The sequence below is a fragment of the Emergencia sp. genome (assembly GCF_048465375.1).
Taxonomy (GTDB): domain Bacteria; phylum Bacillota; class Clostridia; order Peptostreptococcales; family Anaerovoracaceae; genus Senimuribacter.
Window position 1 is genome coordinate 61,130 of the sequence record NZ_DBFWLQ010000020.1, and the last position, 15,297, is coordinate 76,426.

General features: G+C 44.4%; 16 protein-coding genes. 7 read left to right on the plus strand and 9 right to left on the minus strand.

The window, feature by feature from the left end; translation table 11 throughout:
- Positions 1 to 128 precede the first annotated feature (128 nt).
- Complete coding sequence (locus tag ACMQ5W_RS13195; protein WP_419025567.1) at positions 129 to 713, plus strand: TetR/AcrR family transcriptional regulator; 585 nt, start codon at positions 129 to 131, stop codon at positions 711 to 713.
- A 15-nt stretch (positions 714 to 728) separates the two neighbouring features.
- On the opposite strand, the gene ACMQ5W_RS13200 is transcribed toward ACMQ5W_RS13195, so the two are convergent.
- Positions 729 to 1,328, minus strand: coding sequence for a DUF2238 domain-containing protein (locus tag ACMQ5W_RS13200; RefSeq protein WP_419025568.1), 600 nt, complete (start codon positions 1,326 to 1,328; stop codon positions 729 to 731).
- Between the two features lie 220 nt (positions 1,329 to 1,548).
- Here ACMQ5W_RS13200 and ACMQ5W_RS13205 point away from each other — a divergent pair, with 220 nt between their 5' ends.
- The 5 genes from ACMQ5W_RS13205 (at position 1,549) to ACMQ5W_RS13225 (ending at position 8,994) form a co-directional block, all read left to right on the plus strand.
- Entirely contained in the window at positions 1,549 to 2,157 is a 609-nt protein-coding gene (locus ACMQ5W_RS13205; RefSeq protein ID WP_419025569.1) for a recombinase family protein, read from the plus strand.
- A 129-nt stretch (positions 2,158 to 2,286) separates the two neighbouring features.
- Complete coding sequence (locus ACMQ5W_RS13210) at positions 2,287 to 6,144, plus strand: InlB B-repeat-containing protein (protein WP_419025570.1); 3,858 nt, start codon at positions 2,287 to 2,289, stop codon at positions 6,142 to 6,144.
- Positions 6,141 to 6,956, plus strand: coding sequence for an Ig-like domain-containing protein (locus ACMQ5W_RS13215; RefSeq protein ID WP_419025571.1), 816 nt, complete (start codon positions 6,141 to 6,143; stop codon positions 6,954 to 6,956). The genes ACMQ5W_RS13210 and ACMQ5W_RS13215 overlap by 4 nt, the downstream gene beginning before the upstream one ends.
- A 143-nt stretch (positions 6,957 to 7,099) precedes the next feature.
- A complete protein-coding gene (locus ACMQ5W_RS13220; RefSeq protein ID WP_419025572.1) occupies positions 7,100 to 8,239 on the plus strand; it encodes a YibE/F family protein in 1,140 nt (379 codons plus the stop codon).
- On the plus strand, positions 8,233 to 8,994 hold the full coding sequence (locus ACMQ5W_RS13225) for a YibE/F family protein (protein ID WP_419025573.1): 762 nt from the start codon (positions 8,233 to 8,235) through the stop codon (positions 8,992 to 8,994). The genes ACMQ5W_RS13220 and ACMQ5W_RS13225 overlap by 7 nt, the downstream gene beginning before the upstream one ends.
- On the opposite strand, the gene ACMQ5W_RS13230 is transcribed toward ACMQ5W_RS13225, so the two are convergent.
- Both ACMQ5W_RS13230 and ACMQ5W_RS13235 read right to left on the minus strand, forming a co-directional pair.
- Positions 8,991 to 9,296: a type II toxin-antitoxin system RelE/ParE family toxin gene (locus tag ACMQ5W_RS13230; protein WP_419025574.1), complete on the minus strand. Its 306-nt coding sequence runs from the start codon at positions 9,294 to 9,296 to the stop codon at positions 8,991 to 8,993. The genes ACMQ5W_RS13225 and ACMQ5W_RS13230 overlap by 4 nt on opposite strands.
- The gene (locus ACMQ5W_RS13235) at positions 9,274 to 9,573 is read right to left on the minus strand and encodes a type II toxin-antitoxin system Phd/YefM family antitoxin (protein WP_419025575.1); all 300 of its coding nucleotides are present in this window, start codon (positions 9,571 to 9,573) and stop codon (positions 9,274 to 9,276) included. The genes ACMQ5W_RS13230 and ACMQ5W_RS13235 overlap by 23 nt, the downstream gene beginning before the upstream one ends.
- Positions 9,574 to 10,153: 580 nt before the next feature.
- Here ACMQ5W_RS13235 and ACMQ5W_RS13240 point away from each other — a divergent pair.
- Entirely contained in the window at positions 10,154 to 10,573 is a 420-nt protein-coding gene (locus ACMQ5W_RS13240) for a hypothetical protein (RefSeq protein WP_419025576.1), read from the plus strand.
- A 394-nt stretch (positions 10,574 to 10,967) separates the two neighbouring features.
- Here ACMQ5W_RS13240 and ACMQ5W_RS13245 read toward each other — a convergent pair whose 3' ends face one another.
- The 6 genes from ACMQ5W_RS13245 to ACMQ5W_RS13270 are packed head-to-tail and all read right to left on the minus strand — an operon-like array spanning position 10,968 to position 15,297.
- A complete protein-coding gene (locus tag ACMQ5W_RS13245; protein ID WP_419025577.1) occupies positions 10,968 to 11,825 on the minus strand; it encodes an AAA family ATPase in 858 nt (285 codons plus the stop codon).
- A gap of 2 nt (positions 11,826 to 11,827) precedes the next feature.
- The gene (locus ACMQ5W_RS13250) at positions 11,828 to 12,262 is read right to left on the minus strand and encodes a hypothetical protein (protein WP_148492485.1); all 435 of its coding nucleotides are present in this window, start codon (positions 12,260 to 12,262) and stop codon (positions 11,828 to 11,830) included.
- On the minus strand, positions 12,263 to 12,613 hold the full coding sequence (locus ACMQ5W_RS13255; RefSeq protein WP_148492484.1) for an arsenate reductase family protein: 351 nt from the start codon (positions 12,611 to 12,613) through the stop codon (positions 12,263 to 12,265).
- Positions 12,610 to 13,692: a hypothetical protein gene (locus tag ACMQ5W_RS13260; protein ID WP_419025578.1), complete on the minus strand. Its 1,083-nt coding sequence runs from the start codon at positions 13,690 to 13,692 to the stop codon at positions 12,610 to 12,612. The genes ACMQ5W_RS13255 and ACMQ5W_RS13260 overlap by 4 nt, the downstream gene beginning before the upstream one ends.
- A complete protein-coding gene (gene aroQ, locus ACMQ5W_RS13265) occupies positions 13,664 to 14,110 on the minus strand; it encodes a type II 3-dehydroquinate dehydratase (RefSeq protein ID WP_419025579.1) in 447 nt (148 codons plus the stop codon). The genes ACMQ5W_RS13260 and aroQ overlap by 29 nt, the downstream gene beginning before the upstream one ends.
- Positions 14,107 to 15,297, minus strand: a complete 1,191-nt coding sequence (locus ACMQ5W_RS13270) for a shikimate kinase (protein ID WP_419025580.1) — start codon at positions 15,295 to 15,297, stop codon at positions 14,107 to 14,109. The genes aroQ and ACMQ5W_RS13270 overlap by 4 nt, the downstream gene beginning before the upstream one ends.

Below are 15,297 nucleotides of genomic sequence, written 5' to 3' on the forward strand. Positions count from 1 at the left end.
TATAGCACGAGATATCATGCATTGCAATTCATTTGTGAATTTAATTCACTTATTTTCTTCAGATAATTGACAGTGCTGCTTTTTCAGTGCTATACTGAAACACAATGAAGAAAACTGAGGAGAATACAATGAACGGAACATCACCAAAGTACCAAAGGACTCATGAAGAATTAAAAAAACAGGCTCTCGACCTGTTTTTAAATAAAGGATATGAAGCGTCATCAATACAAGAAATTACACAAAAAACCGGTCTCTCCGTCGGTGCTTTCTATCGGCATTTTGCATCAAAGGAAGCGATTTTTGCGGAAATCTGGGATGATTACGCAGGTACCAATATTGAGCACACTTTAAATGAAGTGGAAAAGACGACCTCCCTGCTCTCTGCCATGGACTATTTGCTTGCAGAAAACGAGAACTTTTCGAAAAACGAGGTTACGAACAAACTGTATGCCATCTACGCATCCCTCGCGGTATCTAAAAAATTAAATTCTTTCCCCCATATCAATCAATCGTCAAAGAAATACCGGCAGATGCTGTATCAGTTGATTAAAAAATACTGTACTGATTTCACTGAGGAAGAGGCGATGACCACTGCCAACGCCATGCACTGCCTGATGAACACCTATTCTATGCGCAATGCCGACGCGTTTCAAGCCTTTCACTTTGAAAAAGACGCTTTTCGCAAATGCATCCTTACGCTGCTTCACTTATAACATTGCGCTGCTGCTTTACGATATGGCTTCTTTCGCTTCACCTTTTTCTTTCCTGCCATGGTATTTTATCATTGAAAAGGCAGCATAAGCCAAGGCACCTATATTTCCAGCGATCATATCGGTAACAGTATCCACCATGCCTCTCTGCATGCCGCCGCCAGCCAGCTTGTCTGCGGTAAATTCAAAGATTTCCCAGATTCCAGCCCCAGCGCTGGAAAAGAAAAAAGCAAAACAAACTGCAGGAATCAGCAGTTTTTTCAATTGGTTTTCGTCCGTACGTCCAAAATGCCTGAATAGATATGTAATAATCATCATGCCCAAAGTGGCCAGCAAAATTCCGCTGAAAAAGTGAACAATTTTGTCATAAGGGCCAAAAGACCTGTACAGGTCCATAACCGATCCCATAGGCGAGGCAAAAAATACGAAAGCCAGACCGGCGTAATAGAGCCCATCTGTGACCTTAAAAATCTTTGCCGCAATCAGTGCAGCTAAGATCGAACCGTACGCGCCGATGACGTTGGTCATAGGTGGATTGATTTCCAGTGCAAAAGCCGCTACAGCAGAGGCAGTGGTTGCGGCAACTAAGGCGATTAACGCCAATACCCTTTTTTTCATTTCTATTGCATCTCCAAAATTAATCTATTATGCAGTATAGCATACATCAAAAGGAAAGAAAATGCAAAATTCTTCGAGTCTTCTATTTATTAATTTAGGTGACACTGTAATTTAGTCAACCATTATTTTCTCAAAGAAGGATTAGGATTTTGATATAATTAGGGTTAGGAACTCTTAGATGGAGTCTTCTAATCTATTTTGTTATGGGAGGAGGTGAATTATGAAGAAGTATGGTTATATTCGAGTTTCGTCCAAAGATCAGAATCTAGACAGACAGTATAGAGCTTTAGAAAAATATGAAATTGAGGAAAAAAATATTTTTGTAGATAAACAGACTGGAAAAGATTTTGAGCGCCCGGCTTATCAACGGCTGCTGCATTCTCTAAAAGAGGGAGATCTGTTCATTGTAAAGTCAATTGATAGACTGGGTCGTAATTACAACGAAATTCTAGAGCAGTGGCGTTTTATAACAAAAGAAATCGGTGCCGATATCCTCGTTATCGATATGCCCCTGCTGGATACCAGGCGCACAGGAAAAAATTTAACCGGTATATTTATTGCTGATCTAGTCCTGCAAATCCTTTCTTATGTTGCACAAACTGAAAGAGAGTTTATCAGACAGCGTCAATCGGAAGGGATTGCAGAGGCAAAGGCAAAAGGGATTAAATTTGGTAGGGAAAAACTCCCGCTCCCCGCGGAATTTGAAAAGGTCAAATCCTCCTGGGAAAAGGGGCAAATCTCTCTTCGTGAGGCGGGCAATATCCTAGGAATATCCCATATGACCTTTTCTAGAAGATGTAAAGAGCTTGAAAAAGGTAACGGAAAGTAGACTTTCTGTTACACCTAATTTTTTTATTAAAATTTAAATATTCCTAGCATAAGACTGCCTTCGACAATTATATCATTTTTGTCACAGTAAGTCTGCTTTCTGTTACGCGTAAGGATTGGAGGTCTTATTGTGAGAAAGAACGTCTCTCGCTTCTTAGCCCTGCTGTTGAGTGTAGGAATGGTCGTTTCCGCAGTCAGCTGGGATATTTTTTCTTTTGCTTTAGAAGATAGTAGTAACCCAAAAACAAATCAAACACGAACCCAACAAAATAACTATGAAATGAAGGCAGAGCATAGCGTCGAGGTAACGTTGGGAAATGCTGACACTGGTGCAACCTATAAAGATTTATGGGAATTGTTTGCTGACGAAAGTTTAACCGGTGACATCGTTGTAAATTTATTGTCTGATAGTATAACCCATTATAAACAAGGCGAAATTTTAGAAATACCCGACAACTTCGACTCGCTTACTTTCTTAGCAGACAATGCTGTCAGTCTCTCCCTTGGCGGAACTGTCGACAGTAGCCCTTATAGTAGCGCTCTTCCTTACTGTGCGTTATTTGCAAATGGCAAAAACTTAACTATTGGTAAAAATATAACGATCACCGATAAAGTATTCGATCGTTACATATTTGGAGGTGGCTATAATAAAGAAGTCGTAGGTAACCCAATAATTACTATTGATGGTACCTTATTGAATTGTCAAGTTTATGGTGGCGGCTATAACGGAGATTTAAATGGCAACACAAAAATTATCATTAATGGACGTGCAAGAGCCGTGCATGGCGGTGGCTATGCTGGCAGGAGTGAATCGGAATGTGAATCTGACGATAAGACAAACCCTCTATATTTTCAAGCTAATGTAACTGGGAATACAAAGATAATTGTGACAGACACTGGAGAGGTTCCGATGGAAATTACCGGTGGTGGCTGTGCAGACGTAAGAAATAAAACTGCATCAGATGATGTCGTCTATTATATGACAGCTAATGTCGGGGGATCCTCAGAACTGAATTTGGATGGCATCGTAGGAGATGTTTATGGCGGCGGCACTGCAGGAGGCGGTCTAAAAGATTTTACGGCATACAAAGCGGTGGCAGATGTAGCGGGAAGTGTATCTATCGTATTTGGTGAACATAGTAGTAGTAGTTCCAGTATGCACGCATATGGAGGTGGGCATGCTAAAACTGGTACCGGCGTACCTATGTGGAACAGCTATGCACAAGCAAACGTTGACGGTGATATAAGGGTATCGGCAGAGACAGACGCAGATGCAGCAAGCTCTCAGCCTACAAAGAGGGCATTCACTCGCTTATTCGGCGGAGGGGTAGCCACCGGACCTGAAACGGTAGCAAATGTAGGCGGTAATACCACAATTGTTACAGGCAGGCCATCGTTTGAAGCAAGGTTTGGTATTGTAGGCGGAGGATGGGCGTCCTATGGGGGAACGGCAAATGTCTCTGGAGAAGCAAGAACTACAATCATACCTATTGACGGTCAGAAATCAAATTATGAAAATGCAAACGGGATTGTGAGCGGCGGACTTGCAGGGGACGGCTCTAGCGCATATATCGCAGTTGTAAGCAGCGCCAATGTGGGTAGCACAAAGCTTACAATAAAGAGTGGAGCAAGAGTTTCCGATTATTACCAAGTTCCAATTATTGGTGGAGGCTACGCTAAAGGGGATACGCAAACTACTAATAACGAGGAATACGATAAAATGCCCGTGCAGGCCAGTGTATTAGGCGATACGGCTATCTATATAGAGGATAACGCCTATATAGTGCCACCAATTTATGGCGGTGGAAAGGTGCGAAACAGGGGTATTGCTGATGTTTCTGGAACGACATCGATTAATTTTATAGGAAATAATAGTATCAATAAGTTGGTTTACGGCGGAGCCTATATTGAAAATAGCGTAAGTGGAGCTACCGTTAACGGAACAGTTTCCAAGGCAGATATCAATTTAATTGGGAAAGTTACATTGAATGGTGGCATCTGGAAGGGAGGTGACATAAGCAACGGTCTTTTTGTAAAGGTGGGCGATGGAATTACGGATACAGAAGTGAGTACTCCTATAATCTACGATTCTAATATATCGCTGCATGTTACAAAAAATGCTTCATTAATACGAAGTGGCAGTTCTAACAAATTGCTGTGGAATGCAAAAAGCTTGCAGATAGATGAAGATGGAAAATTGAACTTATCGGTTGTTAATCAAGATCATATGAAGGACGAGTCCATCTCTGGCAGCTTTACGGGCGGCGGTACCTTGGTCATGAACGCTGGAAAAACTTTCACCGTCGATGGGACAGTGTCTGGCGATACGAGACTTGAGATTGATGGTACGCCGACAGCGGGACAAACCTATGTCACGGAAAAAAGCAAGGGTAATGGAAACTTTGTATACAACGGCGAAGGCTTTGCCCTGCAAAAGAGCGATGCAGACGGAGGTTCGGTCTGGAAAATTGCCGCGGCACATAAAATCACCGCGAACGTTACGGGCGAACATGGCGAGATCAGCCCTTCCGGTGATGTCAGTGTCACCCACGGCGGCAATAAGACCTTCACCTTCAAACCGGAAGCAGGCTATAAGGTGGATAAAGTCACAGTAGACGGAGAGGACGTAACCGTATCCAGCAATACATATACTTTCAAGGACGTCCAAGCAGACCATGCCTTGGCCGTCTCCTTTGTACAAATGACGGCGGAAGATGTAAAGGATGCCGTCGAGGAGATCAAACCGCCTGCACCTGACGCACCAGAAGACAAAAAAGAAGAATACAAGGAAACCGTCCTCGACACCAAGATTAACTATGAAGCCCTTACAGATGAGGAAAAGGAAAAGGTATCAGCAGATATCATCAAGGACCTCCACGACAAGCTTGCCAACCTGGGCGAGGTTGACATCGACTTGGTAGTGGAAATAGAGCAGGGAGAAGAGGCAGACAACGTGGAGGCAGAAGATCTCAGCCCTCTGGCGAGCGCCATCACGAAAGAAGAAGCTCAGCAGTTAAAAGAAAATCAAATCGAAAAGGTGGTTTTGAAGCTGGTCGTCTCCGACATAAAGGGCGAGGAGGACAAAATCAAAGATAACGAAGCAGAGGACTACAACCTCGGCTCCCACATGGACATTTCCGTGGTGAAGGAGATCAAAGACAAAGATGACAACGTCCAAAAAACGGAAACCGTCACAACGCCGCTGAAGCTGCCGGTCAGACTGATCTTTGCCATTCCTAAGGAACTGCAGGCTAAGAACCGCCATTACTACCTGCTCCACAAATACGATGGAAAAGTAGAGGTGCTGCCAGACCTGGATGACGACGAGGCGACCCTGACCGCAGAAAGCAGCCGTTTCTCGCCTTACGCCATCGCGTACAAGGAGACTGGAGAGCAGAATCCAACACCAACACCGCCGCACAACACAGGATCTTACACCATAAAGACCAGTCATACTACCGGCGGCACCATCTCCCCTTCAGGTCAGATCACTGTCAAAGGAGGCAAAGAGATCACCTTTGCAATGACACCTAAAAGAGGTTATGTTATTAAGGATGTAATTGTAGACGGTCAAAGCGTAGGAGCAGTAAGACGGTACACTTTCAAGTCCGTCCAAAAATCTCATACAATCAAAGTGGTATTTACGAGAGACATCGCTTCGGTAGCCAAAATCAAATTACAAGCTAATTCCAGTCTGACAAAGAAAAATCATATATATGTAAAATGGAAAGCAGTCAAAGGTTCTCTGGCAGGGCTGGACGGTTATGAGGTCTTCCGCTCAACAAAGCGAAACAGCGGCTATGGAAAAACACCGTTTTTCCAAACAAAAAATACCCACTATACCAACAGTAAGTCCCTGAAAAAAGGCACCAAATACTATTACAAGATAAGGGGTTATGTAAAAATAAATGGTAAACGGTATTATACCAGTTGGTCTACCAAGGCTTACAGAGCGGTACCAAAGGCAAAGAAAGAGGTGAGAAAATGAAGAAAAATAGAAGTTTCAATTTGCTTTTAACCGGAATTCTGACAATTACGATGATTTTAACGACTACAGTATTTGTCTCAGCTGCCAGTATCAAAATCAACAAATCAAAACTCACTCTGGATGTAGGCAAAACTGCGTCAGTAAAAATCCTCAACACCACAAAAAAGGTCACCTGGACGACTAACAAGAAGTCAGTTGCTGCAGTAAAATCTACAGGCAGCAGAACAGCTAGAATTACTGCTAAAAAAGCTGGCACTGCCGTGATTACGGGAAAAATCGGGAAGAAAAAATATACTTGCAGAGTGACGGTCAAAAATCCCATCGGTTCCAGACTAAATCCTGCTGACCCGACAAAAGGTGTGACCATAAAGACCTCGGCTGGCACAATGTCTTTTGAGCTTGAGAATGTCTACAAAGGTGTTGATGCCATGACGAAATTTAAAGAACTGGATCCAAAAGCTTGGGATCAACACGAAGAATACAGTGTGCCTGCTTATCCCGATTTTGAAATCATAGGACTGCAATTCCAAGTAAATGCAAAATCCGGATTTGAGACATATCCTCTGCGGGGTTCTGAAATTATCAGCGAATTCGAGTTGTACGATGGAAATTGTAAAGCGTCAATATCAAACTTCCATCAGCTATATTTCTTAAACGCTAATGGTAACCTCGATACGGCCGGACTATCCTTATTCGGCGGTGGCAGTTCACAGATGTATGCATTTTTCTTAGTACCAAAGGAGACTACCTCCTTCAGCAATTTCATCTATACATCCGTAAACAAACCGTACTGGATCAAATACAACATATAAGTATTTCTAAATAAAAGGAGAGGCTTGTACGACAGAAACGTCGTCTCAATGCCTCTCCTTTACTTTGGAGAAAAATGCAAAATTTTATCATATCTTCACAGTTTCGTGGTATGATTGTTTTTGGATTTTTATGGAGGTGTCTCTTGAATATAGATGAAAAAAAGAAAAAATGGCTCAGAAGCCTGCTGCTGTTCATCGTGATTACAGCTGTCATATTTTTTTTGGTCAAGAACGACTACGGTCTCTATCAGACGACCATCGGAAAAGTCACTGCGGTAGAAGATACCCTTGTCAAGACGAAGACAGGCTTTGACGGAACTCATGAATATGAAGAGAAATATTACGATCAGAAAATTACGGCCAAGCTGATGAACGGAAGCCACAAGGGAAAGAGCGTTCAATTGGCCAATACCTATGCCGAATCCACCGTTTATGATACCAAGTATCAAGTGGGGCACGATGTCTTTGTCGAATCGTTAGAAAGTACGGACGGAGAAGATACGCTGGTTGGAAAAGCTGCCGGTATCAAAAGAGACCATTATGTGGTTTTAGTGCTGACCCTTCTTTTCGGGCTTTTCCTTCTCATTGACGGAAAGAAAGGCATGTTGACCATATTCAGCCTGGTGCTGAATATGATTGTATTTTACTACATGCTGGTCCTGTATAATCACGGGGTCAATATCCTCGCACTGTCCATTCCAATGGTCATTTTCTTTACTGCTATGCTGCTGTTCTTCATGCACGGCGTCAGCGAGAAAACATTGCTCTCTTTTGCTGCGACAATCATTACTGTGGCGGTGACAACAGCAATCGCAGCCGTTGTCATGAAGTTCAGTGAGATAGACTACACATTTATGGATTATCTGCAGCAGCCTTTTGATCCTGTAGATGCCGGTTACATCTTTTTGTCAGAACTGCTCATCGGCTGTCTTGGCGCAATCATGGACGTGGTCGTAACAGTCGTCATGACAATCAACCAAATGGTAACCCATACGCCGGACTTGAACAGCAAAATCTTGATAAAGTCCTGTCGCAATGTGGGGGATGACGTGGTTGGAACTATGATCAACATCATGTTTTTCACCAATATCGCAGCAAGCCTGCCTTTTTTCATCTTGTCCATGCGCAACGGTATCGCAGTGCTGACGATATTGAAATATCACGTATTCTTTGAGCTCGCCAGATTCCTGGTCGGAAGCATCGGCGTCGTGCTGTCCATTCCGATTTCTGGATTTCTGACTGCCTATTATTATAAACTTCGAAGAAAGGCAAAAACATGTTAATCATATTGACCGCTATTTTAATTGTATTAATCCTACTGATATGCGGCGACAAAGGGTCTAAGTCCATCCTTTCCACCGCAATTAACGCAGGTCTTTTGCTCTTTGCGATTTTTTTGATTTATCGAGGACTGAATCCGATTTTCGTTACCATTGCTGTCTGCATCCTCATCGCCTGTATCACTCTCTTTGTTCCAGAAGAGGCCGACATCAAATCAAAGACCGCTCTTCTCTCTGTGGTCCTTGTCATTCTTGTCGTAGTGCCTTTTGTCTACTATATCGCTGGACGCGCCTCTATTCAGGGCTTTACCAGCGAACAATATGAAATTACCGATTCCAACGGCTATACTAGAAATATCGGTATCGACATGCTCTCTCTGCAAATTTCTGTCATGATCATCGCTTTGATTGGAGCAGTCACGGACATTGCAGTTGCAATCACATCGTCTATTTACGAAATACAACAGTCAAACGAGAATATCTCCAAAGCGCAGCTTCTGACCTCTGCCTTCTCCGTCGGCAAAGCAGTGCTCAGCACATCAATTCATACGATCTTCTACATCTATATTGCGGAGTACATGACTTTAATGATTCAGTACGCAGGTGAATACTCTTTCGTCAAACTGATCAACAGCAAATCTTTTTGCCAGGAATTCATCTCCATCTCCATCAGCGGCATCGGCTGCTGCCTGGTGGTACCCGTGTCTGCACTGTTGATGACCTGGTTACTGGAGCGGAAAAGGACGTTGGGCAATTAAAGATATCTAAAATAGTCTTGCTTCTCACTGATCAGCCTCTGTATGTGGATTTCTTTTTCAGAAATCACATACAAAAAGATGTATTCCTCAATAATCAGGTATCTTCGCCCTGGCATCAGAACCTCATCCGCACTTTTACCAAGTTGAGGGAATTCCGTGAGGAAAGAAACCCCCTTAAAAATACGGCTTTTTATTTGTCTGGCAGACGAGAGACTGCGTTCAGATATGTAATCCAACAATTCCCTCATGTCTTTGATGAAGCTTTCATCAAAGACGATTCTATTCTCTCGCTTCTTTCTCACTTAAATAAACCTCCAGTAATTCCTCTGCTTCTTGCTGCGTGTAAGTTCTCTGATGAAGGTGGTTATACTCCTCTGCATTTTTAAATTCTCTCATCAAAAATAACTTAGCTTCCAAATTCTTGATCCTGTTCTGCAGCTGCTCATAAGCATCTACACTCAACGCCACAATATCTCCCTCTCCATTCTTGGTTAAATAGACTGGTTCTCCAGTTTCCCTGCAGTAAGAAGATAAATCTGCATAATCATTTCTGATATAACTGGACGGTTTAATTTTCATTGTTAATCTCCAATTTCCTTAAATATTTTATAATTATTTTATACAAATTATATCATAATTCGTATAAAACGACAAGATATGACTAAATCTACGTTTCTTTTTAGAAAAAACTGCCTTTTCAGCAGCGATGGCCTGCGGGGCAGCTTTACTTTACATTCTATATTATAGGGTTTCGATTTCTTGCTCTGAAAGGCCTGTACATTCGGCGATAACCGCAGGATTCGACAACGGCTATCCAGCGTCAAATTCTTAATAATTCTTAATTTTTCCATCTGCTACTGACACCTAATACATATCATGCTATACTGTTTTTAAACAAAGCAAAGAAAAGGAACAATCATGCCAATGCCCCAATTACTCCTGGTGATTTCCCTTTATGGTATCATTCTCTGGCCCTGAATGTTTGTATTCGGTTTAGCATCAGGCATCGCAAGAAAAGTCAACGGCAATGAACATTACTATATACCGCTGATCATTGCTGTATTCGGTCTGATTATGACTCTGATGCCTTTATATGCGCATGTCTTGATGTCATAAGAATTTGATTTTGAGAATTCGACAAAGTTGGAGGGGTCTTACGATGAGCGTTAAGAAATCAAACTATCCGTTTAATAAATTAATCCTGGTGCTGCTGTTTTTCAGCGTCGCCGGTCTTTTCCTGCCGTGGCTGTATTTTGATCGGAGCGTAGATTACACCACAGGTCTGGACTTTCTTGTTGCGCCGCTGTTCTTCTCCGGTCTGGTCGGCTCCATCGTCCTCAGCCTGCTCCGGGAGCGCTCTCAAATGGTCAATATCGTCAACCTGGTCGCCCTGCTGCTCATTCCATCCTCCTGCATTTTCCAGTTTCTAACCTGGCACGTCATGACAATCACAGGCAAAATCGACCTTTCCGTCAGCTTCAGCACAGCCCACTGCGGCTTTTATCTGACCTTCTTCTCCTCTCTTACGGCAGCCCTGCTCTTCGCTATCGGTTTGGTCAAAAGACACCGCCGAACATAGAAAAGGGGCTGCCGGTATAGACGAAAAAAGACGAAAAACATGGCGCAGAGGACTTTCGCCTGCAAAAGTTCTCTGCGCCATGTTCTCCCAAATTCCCACTCTCTACTTGCGCAAATCGTCAAATCCGGGTGTAAAATCGCCATGTTTCTTTGGTTTTCAAAAATCTACTTGCGCCTTATTTAGAAGTTATTGTAAAACCACCGAGGTTTTGCTCTTTTTGCAAAGGGGGTTGCGCAAGTCACTTTGCTGATTCCGCCAGAACATGGCGGAAAAGCCATCAAAATCAGCTTATCGCGCAAGTCACTTTAGAATGTGGTACCCAACATGGCGGTCTGACAGAATCATAGCACTCAAATCCAGTCTTCTGTGCCATGTCCTCTGGGATTTCCACCCGCTACTTGCAGAACTCCTCTACGTGAGCCATAAAGAAGTCAAAATACCTGCGCACGTTTTCCAGTTCCGTCCACTTTTTCACGGCCACAGGCTTGGCGTCCAGATCATAAATCTTTGCATGCTTTGCCGCCAGAAGAAACGGTGAATGGGTTGCGATGATGAACTGACAGTTAAAAAAACGGGCGGAATCCTCGATAAACTGCAGAAGTTCCTGCTGATATTCTGCCGACAGGCTGTTTTCTGGCTCGTCCAATAGATAAATCTGATTCTCCTGGATTTTGTTTGTAAAATACATCAGCGCACTTTCCCCGTTGGATCGCTCAGGTACATTTTTCACCAGGCTTTTTCGGATGAATTCTGATTTGGAACCTTTACGGGCCTGATTCACCCTTTTCAGGTGTTCATAGTCATCTAAAGAACGCATCTGAAAAGGCTTCGTCTTCAGTTCCAGATACTCTTCCATCAGTTCGTCCCGCTTATCATCCACTCCTTCGTTGAGTCTGCGCACGTCAAAGATAAAGTCGAAGACATCGTCACTGGTAATCACTGTGCTGTCGTGATAGGCCGTCTTCCACCGGAGGTCACACATCTTTACATAATCGTCAAAGAAGCTGCTCTTGTTATAGGGCGCACCCCGCAAGGCATTCAATCGCTCTGCCATGACGTTGATCAAGGTGGTCTTGCCAGAGCCATTGCTGCCGTAGAGAATCGTAATCGGTTCAAAAGATAGAGTTCCCAGCTCCTTTGGCGGGAAAATCCCGAAAGGATAGAAATTTTCAAAGCAGGTCATCATGATGCCGCCAAGAAAGCATTCTTCACTCACTATGTCAGGCAGCTCAAATTCTTCCAAATACACCATCTCTACCTCGCATTGGCTTCCATTCTGTATAAATCCGTCATAATCTGATGAATGTGATAGACGGCATTGTCCACCTGTTTTTTCGCGTCATTGATCTTAGACTGGACAAAGACGTCTGCCAGAATGCCGTCAAAGAAAAAGTCAGCAAAGGTCAGAAAGCCGCCGATGTCCACCTGAAAATTCAAGATGGTGCTTACATCTCTCAGCTCCTTCTGGAAGCACATGACCTGTCTCTTTGCCGCTTCCATCTCTTTCTGCGCGTTACTGAGCTTCATATGTTTACCGATCCCGCCGATAAAATCAAAACCCAACATATCGGCGATGCCGAAGTTAGAAGCAGCGTTCAATTCTTCCCTCGCCCGGTTCAGATACTGCAGTGTCAGATTTCCCGCGTCAATCGCTTCCCTGATTTCTCTCAGTTCCTGTCCCCTGTCCATTTATAACACCTTTTCCTTCCATTCCGCTTCTTTGAAGCCTGTTAAAACAAAATCTTCCCCGATGACCAGCGGCCTCTTTACCAGCATGCCGTCTGTGGCAAGGAGGGCTAGCTGCTCTTCCTCACTCATCTGCGGCAGCCTGTCCTTCAGTGACATTTCTTTGTAAAGATTTCCGCTAGTGTTGAAGAACCGTTTCAGAGGCAGCCCGCTCTTCTCGTAAGCCGCCTTCAGTTCGTCAATCCCCGGGTTGTCCTCTTTGATATCAATAAGTTCATAACTTACAGCATTGTCGTCCAGCCAGGCAAGGGCTTTCTTGCAAGTTGAACACTTAGAATAACAGTAAACTCTCATATTTCCTCCATCAATTCTCTCTCCAGCTGAATTTCCCCCAGCATCGGATAATCTTTCAGCACCTTTTCAAATTTCTCCCTGGCAGATGCCGCCGCGGCTTCATCATGGGCATAGCGCACTGCATAGGCATAGTGCAGCCTTTGAGCGCTGGGATAACTTTTGACCAGCTTGAGGTATTTTTCAAACTCCGGCGTATAAAGCCTTTCCACCACTTCCGTCCTGCAAGGGCCGATCAGTTCCAGATATAACAAGTCACTTTTGATCAGATTCCGATAGACACTGAGCAAGTCTTTTTCGGCTAAAAGCTTTTCACCAGACTCGCGCGCTCCGGCAAAATCCTTTTCATCAATCTGTCTCTGGAAGCGGAAGACTTTGATCGCGTCTATCAGAGGATTTCCTTTCTCTTCGGAATCTGCCAGATCAAAGTATTCCTCCGGCACATCCCGCAGCCTGCCGCCATCACTCTGCTGCTTGTTGATCTTCATCTGAATCCAAAAAGCTCTGGCGCTGTCTGCATCTTTGCGAAAGGTTTTGATATTGTAGCCATCGTTGGCGATGCCCCCTATTTTCAGAGGCAGCAGGTTCATCAAAGCCAGATAGATGCCAATAAGGGCAAAGGGCAGCAAAATCACCTTGGATGCCACGGTGCCCATGGCAAAAGCAGAGACACTGGCAATGGCGGCGAGAAGCAAGTTGGCTAATCCGCCGCCTAAGTTATAAAATACGGCCGGATATTGTCCGCCTGTCGGTTCCGGCGGATCCAGCAGACACTGTCCACCAGTACCGGGAATGCTGAGTTTTTTCCTGCAGATCTTACCCTGAATTTTGATCCACATGACGCTGCCGATGCGGAAGGAGACGAATTTATAGCCGCTGGAAAGCCCTGCCAGCAAATGACCTCCTTCGTGGAGAATCATATGCAGGTAAAAGGATATGATGAAAGAGGCAAACCCAACGATAAACCATTCCAGGCTTCGCGTAGTAGTAAATATGATTTCTGCAAAGAACACGCCCAGCAGCGCTCCCGCCAGCAGCTGCAGCCAGGGAATGCTAGTCTTCTTCTTTTTTTCTTTCTTCACAGAGCACCTCCATAGCGTGGATATAACCAGCAAAGCCTTCGCCCATGATGGTTTTGATGCAGGCGGCTCTCACATAAGAAACCTGCCTAAAATCTTCTCGCTCAGAAACATCGGAAATATGCACTTCTACAGTGGGAATTCCCACTGATTTGAGGGCGTCCAGAATTGCCACGCTGGTGTGGGTATAAGCTGCCGGATTGATGACGATGCCGTCATAATTTCCGTAAGCCTCCTGGATGGCGTCTACGATAGCGCCTTCGTGGTTGGATTGAAAAAAAGCGGCGGTCACGCCGAGACGGGCCGCCGCGCTTTCTACAACGCTGATCAAATCACGATATGTACCTTTTCCGTATATTTCCGGCTCCCTGATACCCAGCATGTTGATGTTGGGTCCGTTGATTACCAGAATTTTCATCATTCTCTCTCCTCGTTGTTATTGATAAAGAAATCACTCCAATAGGAGTAAGCGTCTTTCCGTTCCTCATACATCTGATCGAGAGGCATCGTCTGGGACAGCGGTCTGCCGTCTGTCTCCAGCTTGTCAAGGTCTCTCTTGATCCAAATGACAACGCCGTTTTGCTTGATGATATTATAGTTTATCTTCTTTTTGACAATACCACCGCCGGTAGCGATGACAAGGCCGGTCTGCACGCAGGCCTTTTCTAACATCTCCGTTTCGACCTTGCGGAAATAGGACTCACCCTTCTTCTCGAAAATTTCTGGAATAGACATTCCTTCGTGCTCTTCAATCATGTCGTCGATATCGACGAATTTCCGGTGCATCCTGGCGGCGATTTCATTTCCCAGCAGGGTCTTGCCTGCGCCGGGCATGCCGATCAGAATGGCATTGAGGGTTTCACTTCTGATTTCGTCGATGGCGTTTTCGATTTCTTCGTCTTCTATCTTCTTGTTCTGAAAGAATTCGCTGGATTCCTTTGCCTGAGCAACCAGCATCTCCAGTCCTCCCGTGGCAGGTATGGACTTGGCCATGGCGTCCAGAACAAGTTTTGTTTTATTTGGATTGTAGATCAGATCCACCACACCCCGGCAGTTTTTGAAATCGTCCAGATTGACAGGTGTCCTGCCGTTACCCGGATACATGCCCACCGGAGTGGTATTCACAATAATCTCACTGTCAAAATGGCGATGAATGTTTTCGTAGTTGTTCTCGCCGCTGCGAGAAATGACTACAATCTCCGCCGCTCCCATATCCGCAAGGACCGTCTGGACTGTCAGCGATGCACCACCGCTGCCGAGGACGATGCATTTCATGTTCCTGACTTCGATGCCGGCCGCTTTCAAGAGGTAGATAAAGCCGTCGTAATCTGTATTGTAGCCTGTAAGCTTTCCATCCGAACCGCGAACGATGGTATTGATGCTGCCGATCCGCCTAGCCGTGTCAGAAATCTCATCGCAGTATTTCTTGACTTTTTTCTTGTAGGGAATCGTCACATTGAAGCCGCCGTACTCCTCTGACCCCAGCAAAGCCTCCAGCTCTTCTTCCTGCACCTCACATAGTTCATATTCATAGTCGCCAAATTTGCTATGAATTAGTGGTGAATAACTGTGTGGCAGTTTCTCACCAATTAATCCAAATTTTTTCAT

What these genes read in the sequence shown, in the direction of transcription:
- ACMQ5W_RS13195 (WP_419025567.1), top strand. Translation starts at nt 129, where the DNA reads ATGAACGGAACATCACCAAAGTACCAAAGGACTCATGAAGAATTAAAA.
- ACMQ5W_RS13200 (WP_419025568.1), bottom strand. Translation starts at nt 1,328, where the DNA reads ATGAAAAAAAGGGTATTGGCGTTAATCGCCTTAGTTGCCGCAACCACT.
- ACMQ5W_RS13205 (WP_419025569.1), top strand. Translation starts at nt 1,549, where the DNA reads ATGAAGAAGTATGGTTATATTCGAGTTTCGTCCAAAGATCAGAATCTA.
- ACMQ5W_RS13215 (WP_419025571.1), top strand. Translation starts at nt 6,141, where the DNA reads ATGAAGAAAAATAGAAGTTTCAATTTGCTTTTAACCGGAATTCTGACA.
- ACMQ5W_RS13225 (WP_419025573.1), top strand. Translation starts at nt 8,233, where the DNA reads ATGTTAATCATATTGACCGCTATTTTAATTGTATTAATCCTACTGATA.
- ACMQ5W_RS13235 (WP_419025575.1), bottom strand. Translation starts at nt 9,573, where the DNA reads ATGAAAATTAAACCGTCCAGTTATATCAGAAATGATTATGCAGATTTA.
- ACMQ5W_RS13240 (WP_419025576.1), top strand. Translation starts at nt 10,154, where the DNA reads ATGAGCGTTAAGAAATCAAACTATCCGTTTAATAAATTAATCCTGGTG.
- ACMQ5W_RS13245 (WP_419025577.1), bottom strand. Translation starts at nt 11,825, where the DNA reads ATGGTGTATTTGGAAGAATTTGAGCTGCCTGACATAGTGAGTGAAGAA.
- ACMQ5W_RS13250 (WP_148492485.1), bottom strand. Translation starts at nt 12,262, where the DNA reads ATGGACAGGGGACAGGAACTGAGAGAAATCAGGGAAGCGATTGACGCG.
- ACMQ5W_RS13255 (WP_148492484.1), bottom strand. Translation starts at nt 12,613, where the DNA reads ATGAGAGTTTACTGTTATTCTAAGTGTTCAACTTGCAAGAAAGCCCTT.
- aroQ (WP_419025579.1), bottom strand. Translation starts at nt 14,110, where the DNA reads ATGATGAAAATTCTGGTAATCAACGGACCCAACATCAACATGCTGGGT.
- ACMQ5W_RS13270 (WP_419025580.1), bottom strand. Translation starts at nt 15,297, where the DNA reads ATGAAAAAATTTGGATTAATTGGTGAGAAACTGCCACACAGTTATTCA.